General features: G+C 45.3%; 20 protein-coding genes. 7 read left to right on the top strand and 13 right to left on the bottom strand.

What is annotated here, in order from left to right; all coding sequences use genetic code 11:
• The first annotated feature begins 214 nt into the window (after positions 1 to 214).
• From ACZ45G_RS22100 to ACZ45G_RS22085, 4 genes are read left to right on the top strand one after another with little or no spacing between them, the layout of a single operon-like run.
• Complete coding sequence (locus ACZ45G_RS22100) at positions 215 to 487, top strand: phosphopantetheine-binding protein (protein ID WP_464172676.1); 273 nt, start codon at positions 215 to 217, stop codon at positions 485 to 487.
• Between the two features lie 22 nt (positions 488 to 509).
• Positions 510 to 1,457, top strand: a complete 948-nt coding sequence (locus ACZ45G_RS22095) for a beta-ketoacyl synthase N-terminal-like domain-containing protein (protein WP_464172675.1) — start codon at positions 510 to 512, stop codon at positions 1,455 to 1,457.
• On the top strand, positions 1,458 to 2,054 hold the full coding sequence (locus tag ACZ45G_RS22090; RefSeq protein ID WP_464172674.1) for an acyloxyacyl hydrolase: 597 nt from the start codon (positions 1,458 to 1,460) through the stop codon (positions 2,052 to 2,054).
• Between the two features lie 45 nt (positions 2,055 to 2,099).
• A complete protein-coding gene (locus tag ACZ45G_RS22085; RefSeq protein ID WP_464172673.1) occupies positions 2,100 to 2,345 on the top strand; it encodes an acyl carrier protein in 246 nt (81 codons plus the stop codon).
• 25 nt (positions 2,346 to 2,370) lie between these two features.
• Here ACZ45G_RS22085 and ACZ45G_RS22080 read toward each other — a convergent pair whose 3' ends face one another.
• From ACZ45G_RS22080 to ACZ45G_RS22055, 6 genes are all read right to left on the bottom strand, one after another.
• Positions 2,371 to 2,739, bottom strand: coding sequence for an ApeI family dehydratase (locus tag ACZ45G_RS22080; RefSeq protein WP_464172672.1), 369 nt, complete (start codon positions 2,737 to 2,739; stop codon positions 2,371 to 2,373).
• 35 nt (positions 2,740 to 2,774) lie between these two features.
• Positions 2,775 to 3,539, bottom strand: a complete 765-nt coding sequence (locus ACZ45G_RS22075) for a hypothetical protein (RefSeq protein WP_464172671.1) — start codon at positions 3,537 to 3,539, stop codon at positions 2,775 to 2,777.
• A gap of 21 nt (positions 3,540 to 3,560) precedes the next feature.
• Positions 3,561 to 4,259, bottom strand: a complete 699-nt coding sequence (locus tag ACZ45G_RS22070; protein WP_464172670.1) for a LolA family protein — start codon at positions 4,257 to 4,259, stop codon at positions 3,561 to 3,563.
• Positions 4,260 to 4,304: 45 nt separating this feature from the next.
• Entirely contained in the window at positions 4,305 to 4,730 is a 426-nt protein-coding gene (locus ACZ45G_RS22065; RefSeq protein WP_464172669.1) for a hotdog family protein, read from the bottom strand.
• Between the two features lie 236 nt (positions 4,731 to 4,966).
• Positions 4,967 to 5,620, bottom strand: a complete 654-nt coding sequence (locus ACZ45G_RS22060; RefSeq protein ID WP_464172668.1) for an NAD(P)/FAD-dependent oxidoreductase — start codon at positions 5,618 to 5,620, stop codon at positions 4,967 to 4,969.
• Between the two features lie 61 nt (positions 5,621 to 5,681).
• On the bottom strand, positions 5,682 to 6,605 hold the full coding sequence (locus tag ACZ45G_RS22055) for an MBL fold metallo-hydrolase (protein ID WP_464172667.1): 924 nt from the start codon (positions 6,603 to 6,605) through the stop codon (positions 5,682 to 5,684).
• A 305-nt stretch (positions 6,606 to 6,910) separates the two neighbouring features.
• Between ACZ45G_RS22055 and ACZ45G_RS22050 the strand changes: the two genes are divergently transcribed.
• Positions 6,911 to 9,454 carry an amino acid permease gene (locus tag ACZ45G_RS22050; protein WP_464172666.1) on the top strand — a complete coding sequence of 848 codons (2,544 nt, stop codon included), beginning with the start codon at positions 6,911 to 6,913 and terminating at the stop codon, positions 9,452 to 9,454.
• Between the two features lie 50 nt (positions 9,455 to 9,504).
• Here ACZ45G_RS22050 and ACZ45G_RS22045 read toward each other — a convergent pair whose 3' ends face one another.
• Both ACZ45G_RS22045 and ACZ45G_RS22040 read right to left on the bottom strand, forming a co-directional pair.
• Positions 9,505 to 10,794 (bottom strand): MFS transporter, encoded by a 1,290-nt coding sequence (locus ACZ45G_RS22045; protein ID WP_464172665.1) that lies wholly within the window; start codon positions 10,792 to 10,794, stop codon positions 9,505 to 9,507.
• A complete protein-coding gene (locus tag ACZ45G_RS22040; RefSeq protein ID WP_464172664.1) occupies positions 10,791 to 11,228 on the bottom strand; it encodes a PaaI family thioesterase in 438 nt (145 codons plus the stop codon). Before ACZ45G_RS22040 ends, ACZ45G_RS22045 begins: the two co-directional genes overlap by 4 nt.
• 234 nt (positions 11,229 to 11,462) lie before the next feature.
• On the opposite strand from ACZ45G_RS22040, the gene ACZ45G_RS22035 reads away from it, so the two are divergent.
• Positions 11,463 to 11,663 (top strand): hypothetical protein, encoded by a 201-nt coding sequence (locus ACZ45G_RS22035; protein ID WP_464172663.1) that lies wholly within the window; start codon positions 11,463 to 11,465, stop codon positions 11,661 to 11,663.
• A 50-nt stretch (positions 11,664 to 11,713) separates the two neighbouring features.
• On the opposite strand, the gene ACZ45G_RS22030 is transcribed toward ACZ45G_RS22035, so the two are convergent.
• From ACZ45G_RS22030 to parS, 5 genes are all read right to left on the bottom strand, one after another.
• Positions 11,714 to 16,051, bottom strand: coding sequence for an acyl-CoA dehydratase activase-related protein (locus tag ACZ45G_RS22030; RefSeq protein ID WP_464172662.1), 4,338 nt, complete (start codon positions 16,049 to 16,051; stop codon positions 11,714 to 11,716).
• Complete coding sequence (gene moaA / locus ACZ45G_RS22025) at positions 16,048 to 17,028, bottom strand: GTP 3',8-cyclase MoaA (protein WP_464172661.1); 981 nt, start codon at positions 17,026 to 17,028, stop codon at positions 16,048 to 16,050. The genes ACZ45G_RS22030 and moaA overlap by 4 nt, the downstream gene beginning before the upstream one ends.
• Before the next feature lie 207 nt (positions 17,029 to 17,235).
• Entirely contained in the window at positions 17,236 to 17,841 is a 606-nt protein-coding gene (locus tag ACZ45G_RS22020) for a TetR/AcrR family transcriptional regulator (RefSeq protein ID WP_464172660.1), read from the bottom strand.
• A 243-nt stretch (positions 17,842 to 18,084) separates the two neighbouring features.
• On the bottom strand, positions 18,085 to 18,516 hold the full coding sequence (locus ACZ45G_RS22015; RefSeq protein ID WP_464172659.1) for an RES family NAD+ phosphorylase: 432 nt from the start codon (positions 18,514 to 18,516) through the stop codon (positions 18,085 to 18,087).
• On the bottom strand, positions 18,516 to 18,893 hold the full coding sequence (gene parS, locus ACZ45G_RS22010; protein WP_464172658.1) for a type II RES/Xre toxin-antitoxin system antitoxin: 378 nt from the start codon (positions 18,891 to 18,893) through the stop codon (positions 18,516 to 18,518). Before parS ends, ACZ45G_RS22015 begins: the two co-directional genes overlap by 1 nt.
• Positions 18,894 to 19,435: 542 nt before the next feature.
• Here parS and ACZ45G_RS22005 point away from each other — a divergent pair.
• Positions 19,436 to 22,540 carry a hypothetical protein gene (locus tag ACZ45G_RS22005; RefSeq protein ID WP_464172657.1) on the top strand — a complete coding sequence of 1,035 codons (3,105 nt, stop codon included), beginning with the start codon at positions 19,436 to 19,438 and terminating at the stop codon, positions 22,538 to 22,540.
• The last annotated feature ends 95 nt before the right edge of the window (positions 22,541 to 22,635 follow it).

Raw genomic sequence — 22,635 nt, 5'->3', positions numbered from 1 at the left:
CATGGACGGGTTCCAAGTCAAGGATTAGTTGTTTGGGACAAGGGCAGTGGTTTTTATTTTTGGACTCGCCCATATGTATTGATAGAGAAAAAATTAAATGGTATGGTGTCTCTTTTTTGAAGAGTATAACGGTAAAAAAAGTTGATCATAATAACCAGGGTTGCCTGATTTGATTCATATCTCCGGGCAACGGACAAGGCATTTAAAGGAAGAAATGGATTTAAAATATAAACTCAAGGAAATGATCATTGAGGAGCTTCAGATCGAAGACCTTACCCCGGAAGAAATCGAAGATGATACCCCATTGTTCGGGGAAGGACTGGGGCTTGATTCCCTTGATGCGGTGGAATTGGTGGTCCAGCTTCAGGTCTATTTCGGGGTTGAAATCAAGAATATTGAAGAGGGTCGACCGGCATTGCAGTCCATAAATACCCTGGCCCAATTTGTCCAGGCAAGGCAGGACAAGTCTACGGTCAAAGAGGTTTAGCCTGAAGCTTGCCGTACATGGTATGGGAAGGACCCATGCCTTTGATTGGACTCCCGGGGGGATGGGTGCCAGTTATGGGATGGATTCTCCCCTGGATGATCCGGCAAGTCCTGTGGCAGGTGAAAACCACGCATTCGAAGCAGACACATCATCCCTGACCGATTTTGTGCCCAAGGGAAAATTGAGGCGGCTTGATCACTACTCGAGAATGGCCTTACTGGCCTGTGGTCGGGCTATAAAAGATGTGGCCCCCTCTTTTTTCCCCAGAGAACGAACCGGGGTGATACTGGCAACAGGCTATGGCGCGCTCTGTTCTACCTTCTCGTTTTTGGATTCCTATATTGAAAAAGGGGATAAACTGGCCTTTCCCACCCATTTTTCCAATTCGGTTCACAACGCCGCCGCCGCCCATATTTCCATTTGTTACAACATAAAAGGTCCCAGCCTTACGGTAAGCCAGCTTGATATGTCCTTTTTTTCAGCGCTTATTACCGCGGGATCATGGCTTGAAACCGGGAAGACCGATGCGGTTTTAGTCGGAACAGCAGACACCTATTGTAACGTGATGGGGTATTGTATCAACAAATTTTCCAGATCCCGGAAGAAAACTCCCTATTCCTTTGGCGAAGGCGCTGTTTTTTTTCTGGTGAGTCGTGCAACCCATACCCGGCCTGTATATGGGTATATAGATCAGGTCACCATGGGGCAGTCACTGAATATGGAGATTCCCTTGGACGTGGACATCATATTCACGCCCTCATCCACTGATACCTGTCATGCCGTGCCAGAGAAATTGCGGGCCGGACATACCAGGGGACTTAAGGTGCGCAGGCATGGCTTTTCACCCACGGACAGCAGTATGGATGCTGCATATGCCCTGGAGGGAAAACAAAGAACCTGCTGCATAAAAATGGGTCAGAACGGCGCCTGGGGGAAACTGATGATTACCCCGGCCGATGGGGAGAAATAAATGATGGGCAGTCTTCATATAAAGCAAGGGACAGGTTTCTTTTTGGTCTTGATGGTTCTTATGGGTTTTATAGCGAACCCCGGACTTGCCCAGGAAAAGACAGTATTCATACCTCCCATGACGGGGCTATCCTTGAACCTGGGGTATACCTATGATCCCTGTGATAATATCTGGTTTTCCCAGGCAACCTTTATTAAACTATATGATTATGATCAGATCTGGCCCCACAAAGCCCCTGCTGCATTAAAATTCAAAATTGAAGCAAGCCTGGGTACTTCTCATCTGGATAATAGTGATATACGCTTGAATACAGGTGCCGCAGTGCTGGCACTTTACTACCTGGACCGCTTTGAGACCGGTTCCATAAAACCCTATGTGGAAGCCGGCGTGGGAATTATCTATACAGATTATCAGGTGGATGGTCAGGATTACCGGTTTAATTTTAATCCCCAGGCAGGTCTGGGCATGGAAATTAAACGGAAAAATGCAACCCCCTTGTTTTTAGGGGTCAGACTCCACCATATCTCAAATGGCGGGTTAGGGTCCTCCAACCGGGGTCAGAACTCCGTTGTTTTTCTGGCTGGACAATATTTTTAATTGATTGGCGTCCCTTTAATCGGGACAAGGAGAGTCGTTTTTTCGATGGACAGAATTATTAAGATTGTAAATAAGGTGTTGGAAGAAGAATTTGAAATTGATTCAGCCCTGTTAAAACCCGGGGCATTGCTTTATGAGGATATCGGCCTGGACAGCTTGGATGCGGTTGATCTCATCGTTATGGTTGATAAGGAACTGGGGGTTAGAATCGAAGAGGATGACGCCAGATCCATCAGAACCCTGGAAGATATATACAAAATTATTGACGAGCTGCTAAGGGAGAAACAATAATTTAAAATTTATCACTGCTCCGGTACTATTTTTTTTGTAAAATTAAATTTATTTTCCCGGCTATCTGACCCTCTGTTTTAAGTGTGGCCGTAACTGAAAGTGACTCATCGGAAGGGGTTAACCGGATTGACAGGTGAATGGGAATGTCGGGATGTATCAGGCGTGCAAATTTTGTTTTTTTGATTGATCGGATCCAAAAAAGAGTGCCATGTGCCAGCTCCACAGCAACCTTCACCATTTCAATCTGGACAATCCCCGGTAGAATCGGGTTTCCTGGAAAATGGCCGGTAAAAAGATCCAAATCACCGGGAAAACAAAATTGGGCTGTGATCTGTTGATTCTGAATGCCGGAGCAGGCAACGAGTGAATTTTTTAAATCAGTGGTCAGGTTCATGATCTTGGTCTTCTTTTCTAAGGGTAATATGCTGGTTAATCCTTGGTGCCTGATGTTCTTGTGGCGTTAAAGAAATATTGGCTGTTTATTTTCAGCTGATAATTGAGGGTCTGGTTTTCAATGGCGATAAATGACGGATATTTTTTGGTATTTTTTCTATCATAGATATAGCCAATGGTATAAACTATTTTGTCGTTTTTGAGGCGCCTGTATCCGGTCAATTTATAGTTGTTCTGCACGGGATCGCTATCTTGCTGTGGTTCTTTTTTAAAAAGATATTTTCTGGAGATTCCCCCCTGGTTTTTCGAGAGTAAAAGCGTATTGTCCTGGTCCATGTATAATTTTGGAGATGACAGGGGGGGGGATAAATATAAAGTTTCAAGATCTTTTACCACGGATTTTTCAAGCCAGCTAGTTTTTAAATATTTTGTGTTTGACTGGATACGGGTTTTTTCCCCTTTTGTATGAATTTCAAAAAGCGTACCGCCCATATCATTCTGGGCGATTAAATGAAGCTGTTTTTGCCGTCTGTTCACCGTGAGATAACCGTTCAATACATAGGTTTTTCCCAAAAGGGTGAGGGCAACATGGTGCACTGCCTTAAATTGGTTTGGGTATAGATGACAAACAGCCTGGTTGAGTTCTGCGATAAGTTCGGGATTCTGGATTTTAGCCAGGGCGGTTTCTGATATTTTAGGTTTGGGGCTGCAGCCTGCCAAAATAATTAACAGTGTCAACAGGGCCATGGAAAGCTTTTGTTTCGCTCCAGGGGTCAATCTTTTTTTTGGGGGGGCTATCATTTTTTAGCTACCATGTCTGGTTTACCATGGTTCAACCGGATGGGGGGTATCCAGGTTGCCGTTAAATAGATTGTCCGCCACTTTTTCGTTGAGCCGATCATGGTGGAACCGTATTTTTGTAAAGTCTTTTCCTGTCTCATGGATGATAATATAATCAAGTCCGTTTAACTCCTTGTTTAATCCTAGTTCAAAGGAGTGTATAAATTTTTTAAATTCATCGCTTTTCGGGGTCAGCAGAATGGTAATCCCGGGCCTGGAAAAGCCGGATATCTCATACAGGTTGCTGTCGTTGAACCTGCCACTCATCCATGCCGTAATATGGTTCATGATCATGCCCAGGATCTCCTTGTTGCCGGGATTGATTTTTTTCCAGGTGCCGTTAAAATATTCGTATTTATACACCTTTCTACCATTGACCATGAGGGAGGATTTAAAGGGGTCTGTGAATTCAAGGCGTAATTTGTCGGGCCGTTTGAAAAGACAGAATCCTTTTGAAATAATAGTTTCAGAAAAAATGGAGATATTTTTTTCCTGGGTTAACAGGGTTTTCATGGTTTTTACGGCTGTAAAATTTTTTTCGGCATCCACAAGTATCCGGGTCAACCGGTCCGGGGGGATGGGATCAAGGTTCTGGGCAAGTCCTGTTCCCATGCTGCCAAGAACCATGGGCACAACAATGAGCAGAATCAAAAATAAATATTTTTTTATCGGTAGAATCATGGATGTCTTTTTCCTCAATCGAAAGCTTGTACGCATAAACAGTGTTTAGCCGGGCTCATTCTCAGGGTTATAAATTTTGATCTGGCCATTGGCCATAAGTTTTTCGTTGATCTTAATTTCCCCGTTCATTATTTTAAAGGGTCCGATCTGATCTGTTTTTTTAATGAATATAGAAATTCGTGTATTCTCGGGAACCGGATGGAAAAAATGAAATGCATCCACGCTGACCAGCATGCCCATTGAGGGTTTTTCATTTTTTTTCTGCAATGTCTTATATCCATAGTGGGCTGCCACCGTCTGGGCTAGGCATTCAATGAGAATGCTGTCAAGCACGGTTCCGTTGTCGCACCCATAGTCATTGGCAAGGAATGTTTTTTCAGATAGGGCTGAATCATCGTTGATTCGTTTGTATCCGTCAATCATTACCATGGGGTGTCTGTGGGGGATAATCCGGGTGATCTCTTTATACATACACTTCTCTTTGTCTGGGGGTGATTGTTGTTTTTCATGGCGATTCCATATTCCCTAACCTTAATATCAGAATAGAGAAAAAAAATCATTATTAAAGGAAACCCCAGCTGTCTGACCATGGTTCCCTGTCCCGGGGTCATGTTTCCCTGGGACGGGGAGTGATTTCCCTGGGGGATTTTCCCTGGGGAATCGTGTGGGCTTTCATGGAACCCTCTATTTACAATGGGTTATAATGGTTAGAGGGCTTCCTTAAAGGGTTCAAGTCCGGTTCGCTCAATCATTTTACCCAACCGCTCGCCTCTTTTAGCATTGGCGATATAATACTGGACAACCTTGTCCACCGCCGCCATGGCCTGGTCATCATCAAGGCCTGTGGTAAGTTCTTTGCCGATCCTGGGCAGCATGCCCACGTTCCCACCGATGGTGAGGGTCCAGCCCTCGGGAAAGCCGATGAGGCCGACATCTCTCACCCAGGATTCAGAACAGCTCAGTTTGCATCCGGACACCGCCATTTTAAATTTGCTCGGCAGTTCAAGGGCATGGTAGCGTTTATCCAGTTTCATGCCGACCCCAATGGCATCCTGTTTTCCCAGTTTGCAAAAGGTATTGCCGGGGCAGGTTCTGATGCTCCTGACACACATGCCGACGGCTGCTCCATGGTCCATTCCCAGATCTTCCCAAACCCGGTCAATATCTTCTTCTTTCAGGCCTACAATGGCAATGCGGGTAGCGCCGGTGAGTTTGATGGCTTGGGCATTATAACGTTCAGACACATCTGCAATTTTCCTCAGCAGGTCCGGGGTGACAATTCCGCAGGGGATATGGGGTGCAATGGCATAGGTTTCATTATCCTTCTGGGGGATGGCCCCTTTTTCTCCGATTTTTAACATGGTTTCTCCAGTTTATAGGGTAATATCTAAAAGCATAATTTAAAAGCGCCTGAAGCAGATGTCAAGGGCTGGGAGTAAATCCTGACTTTTTAGCTGCATGCTGTTTTGCAATGAACCGTGTCATCTGCCCCAGAACCACGGCCATGATTTTTTTGGGCAGAAAATAGCCCGAAGCAGTGGTTGAGACAGCTGTTAGCAGCGCTTCAACCGTTTTTTGTTCGTCCCGGGTGCTGTCATAGATTTTTTCAATCATCTGTCTCATTATCACGGCATCTGCCATGGATTGTTTTATGAATTTGTTGCCGGCAGGCTGTGTCAGGGCCCCATAGTGTTCGAAAAGATGAATGGCCACCTCGTATTTGGCCATTTTTTTCAGGCTCTCCTGGTAAAGATCAAAATTGGAGTTGGCCGCAGCAAACACCCTGTCCCCAAAAAGGATGCCCGCAGAATCAGATGCGGAAAGCACCTTTTCCCCAGGGATATAAATGGCCATGGAGCAAGAAGAGTGCCCGGGAACATCAATGATCTCAAAATCAAGATCACCGCAGGAAAGAACATCTCCCTGGACGACGGTTTCATCAACTTCAATGGTTTTGATATCAAGGCTTTCACGAAGAGGACCCTGTTGATCTTTTTTGGGCAGCATCATCTGATTGAACCCAACAATGCCGGCCACCACATCCTCCCGTGCGAGGAGTTCCTTGGCCCGGACAGAGGCGGTTACCTTTATCCAGGGCCACTGCTGTTTTAAAAAAGGGGCAATGCCCACATGGTCAAAATGGGAATGGTGGAGGACCAATCGGCGGATCTTTTCAACTTCAATATTGGCGGCCTTGATCTGGGCCATCACATCCGGAACAATATAGGTCATGCCGCCCCCGAGGATGGCATATTCATCCTTGCCATCCACCAGATACACACAGGACTCATTTCGCCCTAGCAGGGTTATTCGGTCATTTACAACGCCTGGCTGTTCAATTCTCATTGGGCTTACTCCTGGGGTAAAATTTAAGTTTCATCAAAAAAAACAAAACAATGGTCACAGACATATTAAAAAGCCGCGTGGAAAACAAGTAGAAAGCGTGATCCAATAGAACAGGTTGTTTCCCAATGGTATTGATATTTCTTTACATAAATTTTAAATATTGGTACGGATTAAAGGATTCATCGGGCGAAAAAAGCCCTGGGGTTGATTTGTGGTTTTAATTGGCATTGCTCCCAAGCAAGCCTTCGGTGATGACCTGCCGCTATTTTGCCGAATCGAAATTTCAATGGAGAGAATAAAAAGATATGGCAAGTATTGATGGGGATAAAGGGTCGGGTAAGCTGGGTACCTTTGCCGGTGTTTTCACTCCCAGCGTCCTTACCATCCTGGGCATTATTTTATTTTTGCGGCTGGGGTATGTGGTGGGCAGCGCCGGCCTGGGTCAGGCCCTTGTTATTATTGCCCTTGCCAATACGATTTCGATTCTGACCAGCATCAGCCTGTCGGCAGTGGCAACTAACCTCAAGGTCAAGGGCGGAGGGGATTATTACCTGATCTCCCGGACCCTGGGGATGGACTTTGGCGGTTCCATCGGCCTGGTATTGTTTTTGGCACAATCGGTTTCCATCGCCTTTTACTGCATCGGGTTTGCCGAAGCCGCGTCGGTTTTCTTCACAGATCCGACGGCCATGACCACCCGGCTGATCGCCTTTGGTGCGGTTTCCTTTCTTTTTATTTTTGCCTGGCTGGGTGCGGACTGGGCGAGCAAGTTTCAATTTGTTGTCATGGCCCTGATGATTGCCGCATTGATTTCATTTTTCTGGGGCGGGTTTGTCCACTGGGATTCAGCATTGCTAAAATCCAACTGGTTCAATGGCGAAAACCAGGTTCCGTTTTGGGTTCTCTTTGCCATTTTTTTCCCCGCAGTTACGGGTTTCACCCAGGGCGTGAGCATGTCCGGGGATCTGGCAGACCCGGGCAAAAGCCTGCCCCTGGGGACCTTTCTTGCCGTGGGGATTTCACTTCTCGTCTATTTTGCCACCGCCCTGGTTTTCTCGGCAGCCATGCCCAATGCTGACCTTGCTGCCAATTATGGTGCCATGAAATCTGTTGCCAAGTATGGGTTCCTCATTGATGCCGGTGTAATTGCCGCCACCCTGTCATCGGCCATGGCGTCATTTTTAGGAGCCCCCCGGATTCTCCAGTCCCTGTCGGCCGACCGTGTCTTTTCCTTCCTGAATCCCTTTGCCAAGGGCCATGGCCTTTCCAACAATCCAAGACGGGGCATTTTGCTGTCGGCTGCCATTGCCTTTGCCGTGATTGCCCTGGGTCAATTGAACCTGGTGGCCCGTGTGGTTTCCATGTTTTTTCTGATCTCTTACGGCTTGCTGAATTATGCCACATTTTTTGAAGCCCGTGCTGCCAGTCCGTCGTTCAGGCCCCGATTTAAATGGTTTTCACCCTCCTTAAGCCTGGTCGGATGTTTGATCTGTGCCGGTGTCATGCTGGCCATTGATGTTAGAAGCTCGGCTGCCGCCATTGCCGTGTTGTTTGCCATCCATCAATACCTCAAACGCACTGCCGGACCTGCTCGATGGTCGGACAGCTCCCGTGCCTATCATATCCAGCAGGTGAGAAACCACCTGCTGGAGGCAAAAAAGTATCCGCCCCATGATCGGGATTGGCGGCCCCGTCTTTTGATTTTTGATCATGGGGAGAACAAGCGCGAAGCACTGCTTTCTTTTTCTTCATGGATTGAAGGGGGCGCCGGATTTGCCACGGCCCTTCACGTTTTTGAGGGAGAAGGCGCAGTTGCCAGAAAAAAATGCAATGACATCCTAAAAGAACTGACCGGTTTCATTGCTGACAGGCAATTGTCAATTTATCCGCTCACCGTATGCGCTCCGGAATTTACCGATGCGCTGGGCATCCTGATCCAGGGGGCTGGGTTCGGCCCTATAACACCCAATACCATTGTCCTTAACTGGTTCAGCTATCCCGGTGATTCCATTCCCAGTCGTAACCAATATCACTATGCGCAACAGTTAAGAACGGTGTTTCGTTTCGGTCTTAACCTGGTGGTGCTGTGGACGGGTGCCGATACCTGGGATCGTCTCGGCCAGACGCCTGTTGAGGGCCGTCATATAGATGTCTGGTGGAAAAACGATGCCACAAGCCGCCTGATGCTGCTCTTCGCCTATTTGATGAAGCGGACAAAACCGTGGAGTGGCGCCACCATCCGTGTTCTGACACAGGGTACCGGTTCCAACGTTGAGATTGAGAAAGAGGCCTTGGGTCAGATTCTTGAAGATGTGCGCATTGAAGCCAAGGCCGTTGTCGTTTCTTCGTTTGACCCAAAAATTGTTGTGGAGACTTCCCAAGATGCTGCCATGGTCTTTTTGCCCTTCATCCTCAAGGCAAACCAATTGACCGATGCCACGGGCAAATCATTTGATCTTTCCTTACCCCGACTGCCCGTTTGTGCTCTGGTGCTTGCTGCCCAAGATATTGATCTGGATTCCGAACCTGAAGAGGGTCCGGCTGCCTTGATAGCGGCTGCCACCGACGCTCTGGAGACGGCAAAGAAAAAAGCTGTAAAAGCGGAAAAACATGCTGACAATGCCCGGGAAACTTTGGCGGCACTGAATCTCAAACTCACCCGGCTCGAGGATGGTGTCTCGGGATCAATTCCATTGGAAAAACACAAAGAACTGAAGAAAAAACTGGACACGGCAGAAGCCGATGCCAAGAAAGCAGTTCGCCACGCTGTTAAAGCGAAGGTAAAAGCAGAAGATGTGGCAAAAACAGCTGAAGAGGTGATTGACGAAACCATTTCAAAGAAACCATGAAAAAGGAGTGCAATGATCATTGATTGCCAGTATGATTTTTTTAAAAAAAATCATAAGGTTTTTGGCGCGTTGGGGACCCACTGGACATCTTTGGTTTTGATAACGGATGGGATAAGCCCCAGCGTGACGATAAAGACAAAAACCATGACAGAGTTGAACAGGATCAAGCTGTCGTAGTTGCTCAAGAATAATCCCTTAAAGATCCAGGTTTTGCTTAAAATGCCGTACTCAATGAGTTTGCCGCTGATCACACCTGAAATAGCAGCTCCTCCCCATTGCAGGGACATACAAAGAGAGATGATTACAGATTTATTCTTTTCAGGAGCAAGTGCCACCATTTCAGATGTAAGGGCAATGGAGGAGGATGCCTGAATCAACCCGAGACCAAAGGTGAGAAAGCTGAAATAGTATACCGGGGGGATGGGAACCACTCCCCTCAATATAACCAGAAATAAAAATAGAAAATATGAAAAATGAACCACAAGGAAGACCATTTTTGTCCCGAATTTATCCACCATTTTTCCACCGGTATAAAACCCGACCATGGATCCCAGGAAAAGCATGGTTCCCATTTGGACAATGGTGTCATCGGAAAAATTCAATACATTCTTTTCAAGCAATCCCATGGTGACGGGCCAGGTGCCTGTGGCAAGCATTAATAAAAAACAATATGCACAAAATGGCATGAACCCCGGCACTTCCGGGATGCCGGCAACTATTGATAAGATAGACTTTTTTCCGGACCTGTTTTTTTCTTTTTCCGGAATTTTTGAATAGAGAAATATTTGAAGAATGAGAAGGCAGGTGAAAAAGGTCAAAATAATCTGATAGGTTCCAAGGGATGTATTCCTTTCCAAAATAAAGGTGAGGACAAAGGAACAGCCAATTGCAAAAATTTGCCAGGAAACCCGTAAGGTTCCGAAGAAAGATCCTCGTATTGCTTCGGGAATCAAGGGGCTTAAAAGGGCAAACCACCCTGATAAGAGTGCAGATATACCAATGCTGAACAAGAGAATTCCGCAGACAATAAATTTTATCGATAGCGGTGTATCAAAAAATCCGGCCAATGTGATAAAAGAAAAACCCGCGATCGTCAGGATAATTCCTGATATCCCTATTCTTTTCTTACCGTATCGGTCTGCATAATAAGCAAATGGAACCGATAGGCAAAACATAATACCAGAAGGCAACGACAATAAAATTAATACATCGGAGCTTTTTAATCCCAGTTTTAAAAAATATGCGAGTAAAAAGCCATTTTTGAAAAAAAGCTGGGGCATGATGCTTGCTGACACAGAAAGAACAATCGTCATCATGATTTTATTTTTAAATATGTTCATGCACCGTAACCTTTTGCTTGGCTAAGTGGCATTTTGCTGCGAACAAACACGCCATTTCCCCTGCCTAATTCGTTGCCGGTTGAATCATAGACGATTGATTCAGCAATAAATTGGGATTTGTTTTTATTAACAACTTTTCCGACTGCCCTTAGGCTTCCTTCTGAAACAGGTCTTGTAAGATAAATTGTGAAAGAGGTTGTGAGTACAAATACTTCGGTCTCATAAGAATTTGCAGCAAAAAAAGCGGCATCATCTAACATTTTGAAGTAAACAGAGCCATGCACGGCGCCACCGGAGTGGTGGTATTGTTCAGACAACTCTATCTTAATTTCAGCCGCCCCCTTTGAAACAGTCAAAGTGGGTTTATATATTTTATTTATCGGAGCGGCCGCATACATATTTTCTAAAGCCCTGAAGTGATAATTCTCTATCATTTTTGCTCTCCAATGGTGCATAATTATACAGGTCTGTTTGGCTTGCAAGTTGGAACAATGTCCAACGGGATAAATTAAAAATTTGAGTCAAGAATGGACTATCAATATTTCCAATACCTGTAAAGTTATTTTGAATAATCAGCTTTCGTGTGATCAACGAACTCTTTCTTTCCAGCAGAAAAAGGTCTATTTTATTATGTAACGATAGAATCCATAGAATAAAAGGAGGTTTAAATGAAAGGTGCTTTTCTTATTATAATGCTGATTGTTCTTCTTATTGTGGGCGGATTGGTAATGAAGAATATGAATTCTGAAGTTGATGGTGTCCAAAAAATGGAGACTGTCCAGAAAGCCAAGGATACAGTAAATCAAGTTAATAAAGTAACTGATGCATTAAAAGAGACGCTTAATAATGCTGGCAGTATTAAAGAGTAATTGTTCCGAATCTTGATAGTCTCTTTGCATGGGTCACATATCAATATTGCCTATGCGGCATTGTGGATATGTTTCGTTGCCTGTTTAATACCAATAGGTTTCATGGGGGTGTGTTTTGTTGACGAGGCATTCGTAACAAGCTCCTTGGTTATGTGTATGAAAAAAGCCAATCGATTCTGTATGTTGGCATCACTATTGCCGGCATCCATGTCGAGGGCGAGGTAGTTCAGATCAGGGTAAAGGCTTGCCAGTTTCTTTGAGATACCTTTGCCTACGACATGATTGGCAATACATCCGAATGGCTGAAGACAGATGATATTTTGTATACCCGAGTCTGCCATTGTCACAACCTCACCGGGCAACAACCAGCCTTCTCCGGCCTGATTGGCGAGGTTAATTACACTTTTAGCTTTTTGTGATAGTTCTTTTGCCGACTGAATCGGGTCTAAATCAAATTTGAAATTTGACATTATTTTATTGGTTTGCCCAATCTTAATATCGACCAGTCGTTGCACAAAGGACAGCCCCATACGATCCAGAAGATTTGATCTCTCGATATGATGGGCATGATTGAACGGAATGTTAACAAATGTTTGCATGAAAAAAGTAATCAACAACGGCATGGTCACCTGAATGCCTTCATTCATAAGCTGGTTGACAATATTTGAGTTGCTGAACGGATTGTATTTTACGAAGATTTCGCCCACAATACCAGCTTTTGGGTATTCACCCCTATGGGTTTTGATCCTGTTGAAATCACAAACGGCATTTTTTAAAAGATCATCCCCTCGTTTAACAGCCCATTTGCCGATATGACGGCGTGTAGTGTCGAGATGTTTCTTGAGCACCATCAGGGACTCTCCCTTTACCACCTCTCTGACAGCCGTGACGTGGTACATACGGATGAGTTGGTCTACCACCAATAATCCTGAAAACATCAAACTGATCACCTTGGGTCTGTTTAAGGAAAAACCCGGCTGGTCGTTTGCGCTGTGTTTGTTGAAAGATATGGATACAACAGGGATATTATCGTATCCCGCATGGAGCAACGCTTTTTTCAAAAGGGACACATAGTTGGTAGCCCGGCATTGTCCACCTGTTTCGGTCAGGGCTAGGGCTGTTTCTTCTAAATTGTATTGACCGCTTTTTATGGCTTTGATGATATCCCCGATGGTCACGATGGCCGGATAACACATATCGTTATTCACGTATTTAAGTCCCATACGGACAGATTCTTTATCCGGGGGCGGCAGGATCTCCACCTGATAGCCCATGGGGATAAAAGCCGATTGTGCGAAAAGTGTATAGAAGGGTGAAAAATCCGGCACCAGGATCTTGCGGCGCCGATCTTCTTTCTTGAAAACCGGGAGTTTGGTCCGATTGCCAACTGGTTTTGGCTTTGAACTTTCTATCCGGGATTCAACCAGGGATCGGACTCGCAGCTTTGCTGAACCAATACTGGCAATCTCATCAATTTTCAAGACGGTAGGAATCTGTCCATAGGTCTTAAGAATCGCCTTTACTTCGTCAATCACCACTGCATCCGGTCCACAGCCAAATGAGTTGAACTGCAAAAACGCAGCACGGGGTTCGCGACCTGCCCAGTGCGCTGCACGGTAAAGGCGGTTGGAATATTCCCATTGATCGGCAACTTCCAGGGTTTCTGGTAAATCGATGGTGTCCAGCGGCAAGGCATCTTCGGTCAGCACGTGAATCCCCATGCGGCTGATCATATCAGGAATATCATGATTGATTGCGGTATCAATATGGTAGGGACGTCCTGCAAGCACGATCAAAAAATTTTTATCAGTTCTGGCTTTTTCAATGGTCTGCCTGCCTGCCGTCTGTATGGCTTCCCTGAAATGAATCATGGCTTTTTGGGCCTTGACAAGGGCCCGGCGGGCTCTTGTTCGAGAAACATTGAAACGGCGGGCATAATCTATACACGCCTTTTTCAACAGGGTCTTATCATGAAAGTTGATAGGGGGGCTATCCATGGGAATCCCCTGATTCCCGGGATTGATGGCGCTGTTGATGACATCCGGATAACCGGTCACCACCGGGCAGTTGAAATGGTTGGCCGAATCCTTGAATTGTGTATTTTCAAAAACCACCCGGGGATAAAAGATGCGGTCTACCTTGCGCGAAATAAGGTCGAGGATATGGGCATGCATAAGTTTTGCAGGATAGCAGATATTATCTGACATGATGGTGGTTGCACTATGGGTAAGGATATCGTTGTCACCCAGGGAAGATCGGACAACATTGAAACCGATTTCGTTGAAAAATGTGACCCAGAACGGGTAATTTTCGTAAAAATTCAGGGCCATGGGGATACCAATGGTCATGGCCCCTGCTTTAACCGAAGATTTCGGTGTGTTCAGCAACAGCTTGCGTTTTTCTTCAAAAAGGTTGTCACCCGGCCTGACGACCGTATCTTTGTTGGTAAAAATGCGTTCACAGCGGTTACCGGTATAATACTTTCGACCATTGGGAAATTGTAAAATTCTCACCTGGCAGTTATTGGTGCATCCCTTGCAAGTGATGCATTTTTCTTTTACCTCGTCACTGGTTGTCAGATGATGAAACAAGGGGGGCTCCCCCAGTGTTGTATCTGTTAGATTCCGGGCATTTTTCCGGGCGGTAATTGCCGCCCCGTAGGCACCCATGTACTCAGCAATATCAGGCCGAATTACTGTCACTCCCAGCAATTTTTCCATGGCCCTTAACACAGCCGGGTTTTTAAATGTGCCGCCCTGCACGACAATTCTATCCCCCAAATCAGTGGCGTCGGATATTCTCAGCACCTTGTGCAGACAGTTCTGGATGACTGAATATGACAGTCCGGCCGCCACATCGGCAACATCATTGCCCTGGCGTAATGCCTGTTTTACGCTGGAGTTCATAAACACCGTGCACCGGCTGCCCAAATCCACCGGGTACTTTGCCGTGCATGCCAAATCACCGAACTTAGCAGCAGAGTACCCTAAAGAATCAGCAAAGGTCTCGATAAACGAACCACACCCGGATGAACAGGCTTCATTTATTTTGATATCCTTAATCATGCCATCCTGAACCGTTATGGCTTTCATATCCTGGCCTCCGATATCAAGGATAAAAGAGACCTGTGGGTCAAATTTTTTTGCGGCATGGTAATGGGCCAGTGTTTCCACCATGCCCTGATCCACTTCAAAGGCTGCCCGGATCAGTTCTTCGCCATATCCGGTGACGACGCTTTGTTTTAGTTTTACCGGGATTTCCAGCGCATCGAGCTTTTGTTTTAGCTTTTTTAACCCCTGACCCACACTTTTGATCGGATTGCCCTGGTTGTTTTGATAGTGCTGAAACAAAATTTCATCCGATTCGTTTACGGCAACAATTTTGGTGGTAGTGGAACCGGCATCAATACCCAAAAAAATATTTTTCCCCGCAGCGGTATGCAGAGGAGCCTTGGGGGTTTGGTGTCCTGCGTTGCCCTGGTTCCATATTTCCAGCTCTTTTTTATCTTTGAACAGCTTTTCGTGCTGGGCGGTTAATTTCACATGGGACGCTGTCTGTTGTAAAATATGGTAGAATTCTTTTAGTGGTTGTGTCCTGGCGTTGCTCAAATCAAGGGTCAGGGCGGCACCATACGCAGGATAAACCCTTGACGCTTCCGGCAGGATCGACTCCTCTTGGGTCAGGGCCAGAACTTTTAAAAAAGAATTTCTCAATGATCGATAGTAATGCAGCGGGCCGCCGACCCATACCGCCGGGCCTTTGATTTCGTGCCCTCTGGCCAGTGAGTTGACCGCCTGAATGGCCACCGCTTGAAAAATAGAAGCGGCTATCTCAGTTTTTGAGACGCCGGTGTTCATGAGGTTTTGAATATCCGTTTTGGCAAAGACGCCACAGCGGGAGGCGATGGTGTGAATACGACTTGCCTTTTGTGCCAGCAGATCCAATTTTGCGGTGGAGATGTTCATCAGGCTGGCCATCTGGTCAATAAACGCTCCTGTACCACCGGCACAATTACCATTCATGCGTATATCCGGACGATTGTTATGATCAAAAAAGATCATTTTGCTGTCTTCACCACCGATGTCGATAAGCATTTTGCAATCTGGGTATTGCGCCTGGACTGCCTTTGAAGCTGCCACCACTTCCTGCACAAAAAAGGTGCCGGTACGCTCGGCTAACCCCATTCCAGCAGAACCGGTAAAGGCCGGGGTCAGGTCTATATTCCCTACAATCTTCTGCAAGCTGTCTAACATTGATAACAATGTGCCGATGATATCGCCTTTATGACGACAATAATCAGCATGTTTAATTCTTCCCATTGAATCTATCAGAGCCAGTTTAGCAGTTGTCGATCCAATATCTACTCCTATACGAAAGGAAGTGCTCATCCTCCGATACCGTTCATTGTGCGGGTGCATTTACGCCTGTTGGTGGGGCCCATCCCATGGTCCTTGGGTTTTTCTAAAATCGTTTTTTGGATAAGTTCTGTTAACTGATGGTCGTCCTGACCTTGCCGTAACGCGGTTTTTAAATCGGTTTCCCGATCTGAAAACAGGCAGCCGCGTAAATGACCGTCCGCAGTGAGACGCAATCGGTTGCAGGTCCCACAAAAATGATGACTCATCGCGCCAATCACACCGATTTCTCCCTGGGCTCCTTCCAAAATATAGCGTTGGGAAGGGCCATCCAAGGCGCTGGAACTCACGCGCTGAATCGGCCCGAGGGTGGAGATCTGATCCAATATCTCTTTGCTTGACAGGAACGCCTGTGATTCCCAGGAATTGGTTTCAGCCCCTGGCATCAGCTCGATAAAACGAATATGGTAAGGTTTGTTCTGGGTCAGGCGAGCAAAATCTAAAACCTCATCATCGTTGACCCCCTTCATCGCCACCACATTTATTTTGATGGGATGCAGCCCCGCGGATACCGCCGCCTCAATACCTTCCCAGACCTGGGTAAACAGATCCCTCCGGGTAATGCGTTTAAAACGTTCAGGCTTAAGTGTATCCATACTGACGTTGATTCGGCTGATCCCGCATTGACCCAGGTCTTGTGCTAACTCTCGCAGGAGTACACCGTTGGTTGTCAAAGTGACTTCCTCAAGACCCTGAATGTCACACAGGTTTTTTAAAAAGCTCACCACTCCTTTTCGAACCAGGGGTTCACCCCCCGTCACGCGGACCTTTCGGATTCCCTGCCCGACACATAATTTAACGAGTCGGATCATTTGCTCATAGGTCAAAATTTCACTATGAGGCATGAAGGAAACTCCAGATTCCGGCATGCAGTAGATACAGCGCAGATTACAGCGATCCGTGATCGAAATGCGCAGATAATTTATCGTACGATGGTATTGATCTTTCAAATCAACCTCCAGTATTTTGAAAATATGGTTCAGATAAACATGCCATGTGTTCTCCAGTCATTCATACTATATAGTATGAACAATAGTTACCAAGAGGTATGCTGTCAAGTTGCTTTTTGACAGCAGAAAACCAACAGGACTAAAGCAGTTGAAAACTATAATGAAACCAGTGTGTTTTTTGCAGTGAGGGTAAAAAAAATAATTAAACTATTTGTCCCTGGGGGAGAATTTACAGCCGGCCAGAAAAAAATCGACAACCTTGTTTACGTGTAAAACCATCTCATCTTCTGACGGAATGCCCTGTATGCCAAGGAGAATCGGCATGCGAATGCTCAATAACATTTCAAAAAAGAGATTGGCCAGAAATTTTGTATCATTGGTTTGAGGTATCTGTTTTTGAAGATAAGAAATAAATATTTCAAAGCCATGAATTTTTTGTCGGGTTTCATAGAAAATTCGCGAAAGTTCTTTGTCTTTACGCCCCTCTGCAACAATCAAACGAATAATATTTAATCGTTCCTTCTTCATGTGAAATTGTAGAAAAACTTTGCCAAAATCAAAAAGTTCGATCTTAATGTCCCTATCGCCAAAAACATAGTCTCGCTTATCACTGCCGATAGCAGCTTCCAGGGTTGCTTTGAACAAATCCATTTTTGAAGGAAAATATCGGTAAATGGTTTGCTTTGTTATTCCCGTTTTCTGGGCGACCTTGTCCATGCTGGTAGCTGTAAATCCTTTCCCAAGAAAAAGGGTCTTGGCGGAATTGACAATTATCTTTCGTTTATGCAAATAATTTTCCATCGCTTTGGACATGGCGACTCTCCTTGATATTTTTCAGGACTTAATATTCTTACTGCAAAGTAATTTATAGTCATACTATATGGGATGTAATTTAGTTATCATGAAGTATGATTATGCATGAATGAATAGTTAAAGTCAAGGCAGCTTTTAGATTGAAAGACAAGGGTGATACAATTTTTTTTCAGGCAGTTGCCAGAGGTTCTGTTGACTTAGGGGTGTCCTATTTGGCGTGTTTTTTTTATCGGTGAGCCCGTGTCAGGGAGAATATGATGACAATTTAATATTTTGGAAATCCGGGTGATGAGGATTGAGGATGTAGTTGTATTCTGAAGGGACAATTACACTTGGGACTTTAAGAACTGGCGCAGAGTTCTCTCTTGCCCAAAGGTCACCCGCTTCCATTGAGGATGGTGAAATTGGGTCGTGATTCCAACCTTCCGGTAAAGACGCTAACTCTTTAACGAATTCGGCTGGGAATTCCACAGGGAAAACGCTGTATTTTTTCAGGTTGACATCTCTATCAAGATGAACATAAAGTTCCAGGGTTGCCAAAGCGATGCTTTCAGAAGTATACACAACAGAAGTTCCGACACTGTTCCATCTACCACCAAATAATTTTGCACCTTCTCCGGAGAATGTTTGCAACTCTCTGTTTTGAGGCACCATTCGCCAACAGACAATACTCATTAAGAATAGACCCCATATTCAATACGGCCAAGCAGATTTTCCACTTCTCTTGCGCCGATATCCGTTTCAGTGAAGTCAATTGGGGCAATCCCCCCAAGTGCTTTTGCCGGCGATTTTATCCAACGTTTTGCTATGGCTTCATTCTGATCGAACACCTCCATAGCTCTCCGGAAAATTCTATCGACACGCATGATCCGTTCGGATTCAATCGGTTTTAATCTACCGGCTTTTTTTCGGATTGCAAGGGTGCTTATTGAAAGACCAACAACTTTGGCTAAATGTTTTTCTGTGATATCAAGATTGGAAGTAAGCGCTGACATTTCAGCTATCGTCAACCCTTTTTTGATCTGAGAAATTTGGTCAATAATTGAATTCATATTTATCACATTCTCCTTCGAGTAATGATTTTGGAATTATGTTATTCTATAATTGGGATGATGTCAATGCCCTTAACTCGCACACGGGATTATCTGCAAGCATTTCCCAAAGGGGCAGAAGCCTACGCGGTTTTGCTATCGATTTTTGTTATCTGTAAATTGAGAGGTCTTGGCTTTCCCATGTACATGAAAAAAAGTTTACAGAATTATATCAAAACAGGAAAACCAATGCTATTAAGGGAATATAGCGCGGCCGAGGAAATGGATTTAGCTGCATGATTTCGGATGTAAGCCTACTCACTCTGAAGTCAGTTTGAGCTTACAATTTTTCTTATATATTTCTTGACAAAAAGCAAGTTCTTATCAGTTTAAGTTTTGTTTACAAACAATACCGTAAATGGTATGTTCATGCCAATCGTATCCTCTGTTTTTTTCTGCTGAAAAATTGGAATGTCCTAAAGTGATTTTTCTGATCTGGTATTTTTCTGATATCCAAATTTTTAATTTCCAATCATAACAAAATCATCAAGAGAAACAAATATATGCCTAAACAACAGGGAACTATAGGTAAGGTGACATTGCCGTATATAGGAAAGGTTATAGATAGGCACGGGTTGTATAACAAACTGAATGAAGCCTTGGCCTTGCCCGTGGTATGGATCAGCGGCCCGGCGGGGGCCGGAAAAACATGCTTGGCGGTAAGCTATATAAGTTCAGTGATGAAAGGCAAAACATGCCTGTGGTATCAAATGGATCCCGGTGATGCTGATCCTGCTACCTATTTTTACTATCTCGGAATGGCGGCCCGGAAAGCGGTGCCTAAAAGCAGGAAACAATTGCCCCTTTTTACTCCTGACTATGGATTCGACATTGAAGTGTTCAGTATCAGGTATTTTGAAACCCTGTATTCAAAACTTAAGGCGCCGGCGGTTCTGGTCTTTGATAATTTTCAAGACGCCGGTACTAGTGCACTTTTCCATACATTAATCAAACTGGGTATTTCAAGAGTGCCCAAGGGTATCAACATCCTTGTTTTAAGTCGCACAGACCCCTGGGGCGGTTATATCGATCTTACGGCCAAAAATTTAATTGCCCGCATCGCCTGGGAAGACCTGAAACTGACATGGGAGGAAATACACGATATTGCATCTTTCCGGACAGAGGAAAAACTTCAGGAATCAGTGATAAGTGATATCTATACCAAAACCAACGGCTGGGCAGCTGGAGTGACATTGATGCTGGAAACTGCCAAAGTTTGTCCGCTTCCTGAATATGTGGGCTCCGATGAATCTCTTGAAGATATATTTGATTATTTTGCCGATGAGATCCTGAGCAGAGTGGATCAGGAGTTCAAGGAATTTCTGTTTAAAACCGCATTATTCCCCTGGATGGATATTGATTCAGCTAAGGCCATTACTGGGAATTCGGCTGTCCCCACCCTTTTTTCAAAACTTACCCGTAGCCAGTATTTTATTACCCGGATTTACCGGCCCAAAGTTGCCTACCAATACCATCCCTTGTTCCGGTCCTTTCTTTTGTCACGTGCCAGAGAGTATTATTCCCCAGAAGTGATGGACCGTTTAATTGAAACGGCTGCCAACTTTTTGGAAAGCAGTGGCGAATACGAATCGGCTACAAAAGGATATGCCCAGATTCAAGACTTTGATTCAGTCATCCGGTTGATCTGCGCCAACGCATATGGGCTTTTTTTTCAGGGTAGATATGCCGTCATTCAGAACCTTCTGGCCCTGGTTCCGGACCATATGTTAAATCAGCATCCCTGGCTGTTATTCTGGAAAGGTGCCAGCCATGTTTTCATGAAACCCGAAAAAGGCCGCAGATATTTTGAAACTGCTTTTGAACTGTTCCGGAGCGCCGGAGACGATGCCGGTTCCCTCCTGTCATGGGCTTGGGTCATAGATGCAGCAGTTATGGAATTTAAAACCTTTGAATATTTTGATCCTTGGATAGAAGCATTTGACGCTCTTCGGGACACTTATAACCGTTTTTCGGACGAGGCAATCAAGGCAAGGGTGGCGGGCTGCATGTTCAAGGTCCTGTTTACCAGCCGGCCCTGGGACATGGAACTCGAATACTGGGCGGAAAATGGGATTAGCCCTGAGAATGCGCCTGATGCCCTGTACAACAATATGACGATTTGGTGCCTGTTGCTGAACCATTACCTGGCTGAATCGGGAGAGTTTGAAAAGGCTGCCCGGGTTCTTGAAAAAATCAGAATGATCAAAAAGGCGAAGGGGCACTCTCCACTATCCATGAGCCTGGTGTTGTATTCGGAAATATATTGGGCGTCAATGAACGGTATTCCCCGGGAAGCCATTTCGCTGGTTGAAGAATACCGTCAATTATCTAAAAATTCCGGGATAAAGGTCATGAGTTTTATCATTTTCGGGCTGGAAATTGTCGCTTTTCTGGATATCAATAACCTTGACAGAGCAGCCGTATTAATTGACAGTATGGAGCCTTTGGTCATGGACATGAAGCCATGGGAAAGAAGCCTTTTCTACGCTCAAAAGGCCCGTTTTTTTATGTGCAAAGGCGATTATAGCAGCGCTTGTGTGTTTGCGGGCATGTCTTTTGAATTGTCGGAAAAAGTCAGAAAAGACATGCCAAAAGCGATGACGCTTTTGCTGGATATTCAGGCCGCCCACAGTATAGGGAAAACCAGTCGCTGCCAGTTTAGTTTTTCCCGCCTGTCTGATATCGTCCAGAATCCTGATAGCCTGCTTCATTATATGACACTGATGGTAAAAAGCTGGATAAGCTTTGACTCCAATGACGAAAAAACAGGCAGAAAAATCCTGGAAGAAGCTCTTGCCCTCGGCAGGACCAGGCGGTATGTCCCTGTTGGAAGCGACATTCCAAAAGTGACAGCTTTTCTTTGCGCCAAAGCCCTTGAATACGGAATCGAAACCGAATATGTACAGTGGATAATCAAAGCCAAAGAACTGGTTCCACAAGGGCCAGCAATTCATTTTGAAGCTTGGCCCCGCCCGCTTCATATAAAAACCTTGGGCAGGTTTGAAATATACAGGAACGGAAATATTGTTTCATTTTCCCGAAAAGCCCAGCAAAAGCCGATAGATATGCTCAAGGCCATCATCGCCTTTGGGGGCAGAGCGGTTTCTAAGGACCTTATTTCTGATGAGCTTTGGCCAGACATGGACGGTGATAAGGCCAATCAGTCATTCACGGTTACCCTGCATCGGTTGCGAAAGTTGTTGGGCCATCCAAAGCTCCTGGTCCTGTCTGGGGGCCAAATTACCCTGCAACAGGAACTGGTCTGGGTGGATGCTTTTGCCTTCAGGTACATGACAACTGTCAAACCAGGAACGGACGACGCTGGCGCCGAAACATGGAGGCGATTGATGGGCCAAATCCTGAAAGTATATAAGGGGCCGTTTCTGGATGTTGAGGAATGGAGTCCGGCGATTATTGCCCAACGGGACCGGCTCAGGCAGTCATTTCTGACCATAGTCACCACAGGCGTGGTATTCTTTGGGGATGCGTGCGATTTCAAACAAGCAAAAACTTTGTGCAAGGCCGGCCTTGAAAGGGAGCCCTTATCTGAATCCCTTCACAAAAGACTTATGGCCTTCAATCGGATGTCCGGGTACCCCACAAAATAAAAAAATAAAAAAATTCCCTGTAACCTATCTGTAATTCTTAATGTTCTATATTTTTCCCAAGGTTTATCCATTAAAAGGCTATGGGCAGGTCTGAT

The organism is Desulfoconvexum algidum (genome assembly GCF_055382125.1).
This window is presented reverse-complemented; position numbering and strand designations above follow the sequence as displayed.

Coding starts and splice junctions, on each gene's coding strand:
- ACZ45G_RS22100 (WP_464172676.1), top strand. CDS start 215: ATGGATTTAAAATATAAACTCAAGGAAATGATCATTGAGGAGCTTCAG.
- ACZ45G_RS22095 (WP_464172675.1), top strand. CDS start 510: ATGGGAAGGACCCATGCCTTTGATTGGACTCCCGGGGGGATGGGTGCC.
- ACZ45G_RS22090 (WP_464172674.1), top strand. CDS start 1,458: ATGATGGGCAGTCTTCATATAAAGCAAGGGACAGGTTTCTTTTTGGTC.
- ACZ45G_RS22085 (WP_464172673.1), top strand. CDS start 2,100: ATGGACAGAATTATTAAGATTGTAAATAAGGTGTTGGAAGAAGAATTT.
- ACZ45G_RS22080 (WP_464172672.1), bottom strand. CDS start 2,739: ATGAACCTGACCACTGATTTAAAAAATTCACTCGTTGCCTGCTCCGGC.
- ACZ45G_RS22075 (WP_464172671.1), bottom strand. CDS start 3,539: ATGATAGCCCCCCCAAAAAAAAGATTGACCCCTGGAGCGAAACAAAAG.
- ACZ45G_RS22070 (WP_464172670.1), bottom strand. CDS start 4,259: ATGATTCTACCGATAAAAAAATATTTATTTTTGATTCTGCTCATTGTT.
- ACZ45G_RS22065 (WP_464172669.1), bottom strand. CDS start 4,730: ATGTATAAAGAGATCACCCGGATTATCCCCCACAGACACCCCATGGTA.
- ACZ45G_RS22060 (WP_464172668.1), bottom strand. CDS start 5,620: ATGTTAAAAATCGGAGAAAAAGGGGCCATCCCCCAGAAGGATAATGAA.
- ACZ45G_RS22055 (WP_464172667.1), bottom strand. CDS start 6,605: ATGAGAATTGAACAGCCAGGCGTTGTAAATGACCGAATAACCCTGCTA.
- ACZ45G_RS22050 (WP_464172666.1), top strand. CDS start 6,911: ATGGCAAGTATTGATGGGGATAAAGGGTCGGGTAAGCTGGGTACCTTT.
- ACZ45G_RS22045 (WP_464172665.1), bottom strand. CDS start 10,794: ATGAACATATTTAAAAATAAAATCATGATGACGATTGTTCTTTCTGTG.
- ACZ45G_RS22040 (WP_464172664.1), bottom strand. CDS start 11,228: ATGATAGAGAATTATCACTTCAGGGCTTTAGAAAATATGTATGCGGCC.
- ACZ45G_RS22035 (WP_464172663.1), top strand. CDS start 11,463: ATGAAAGGTGCTTTTCTTATTATAATGCTGATTGTTCTTCTTATTGTG.
- ACZ45G_RS22030 (WP_464172662.1), bottom strand. CDS start 16,051: ATGAGCACTTCCTTTCGTATAGGAGTAGATATTGGATCGACAACTGCT.
- ACZ45G_RS22020 (WP_464172660.1), bottom strand. CDS start 17,841: ATGTCCAAAGCGATGGAAAATTATTTGCATAAACGAAAGATAATTGTC.
- ACZ45G_RS22015 (WP_464172659.1), bottom strand. CDS start 18,516: ATGAGTATTGTCTGTTGGCGAATGGTGCCTCAAAACAGAGAGTTGCAA.
- parS (WP_464172658.1), bottom strand. CDS start 18,893: ATGAATTCAATTATTGACCAAATTTCTCAGATCAAAAAAGGGTTGACG.
- ACZ45G_RS22005 (WP_464172657.1), top strand. CDS start 19,436: ATGCCTAAACAACAGGGAACTATAGGTAAGGTGACATTGCCGTATATA.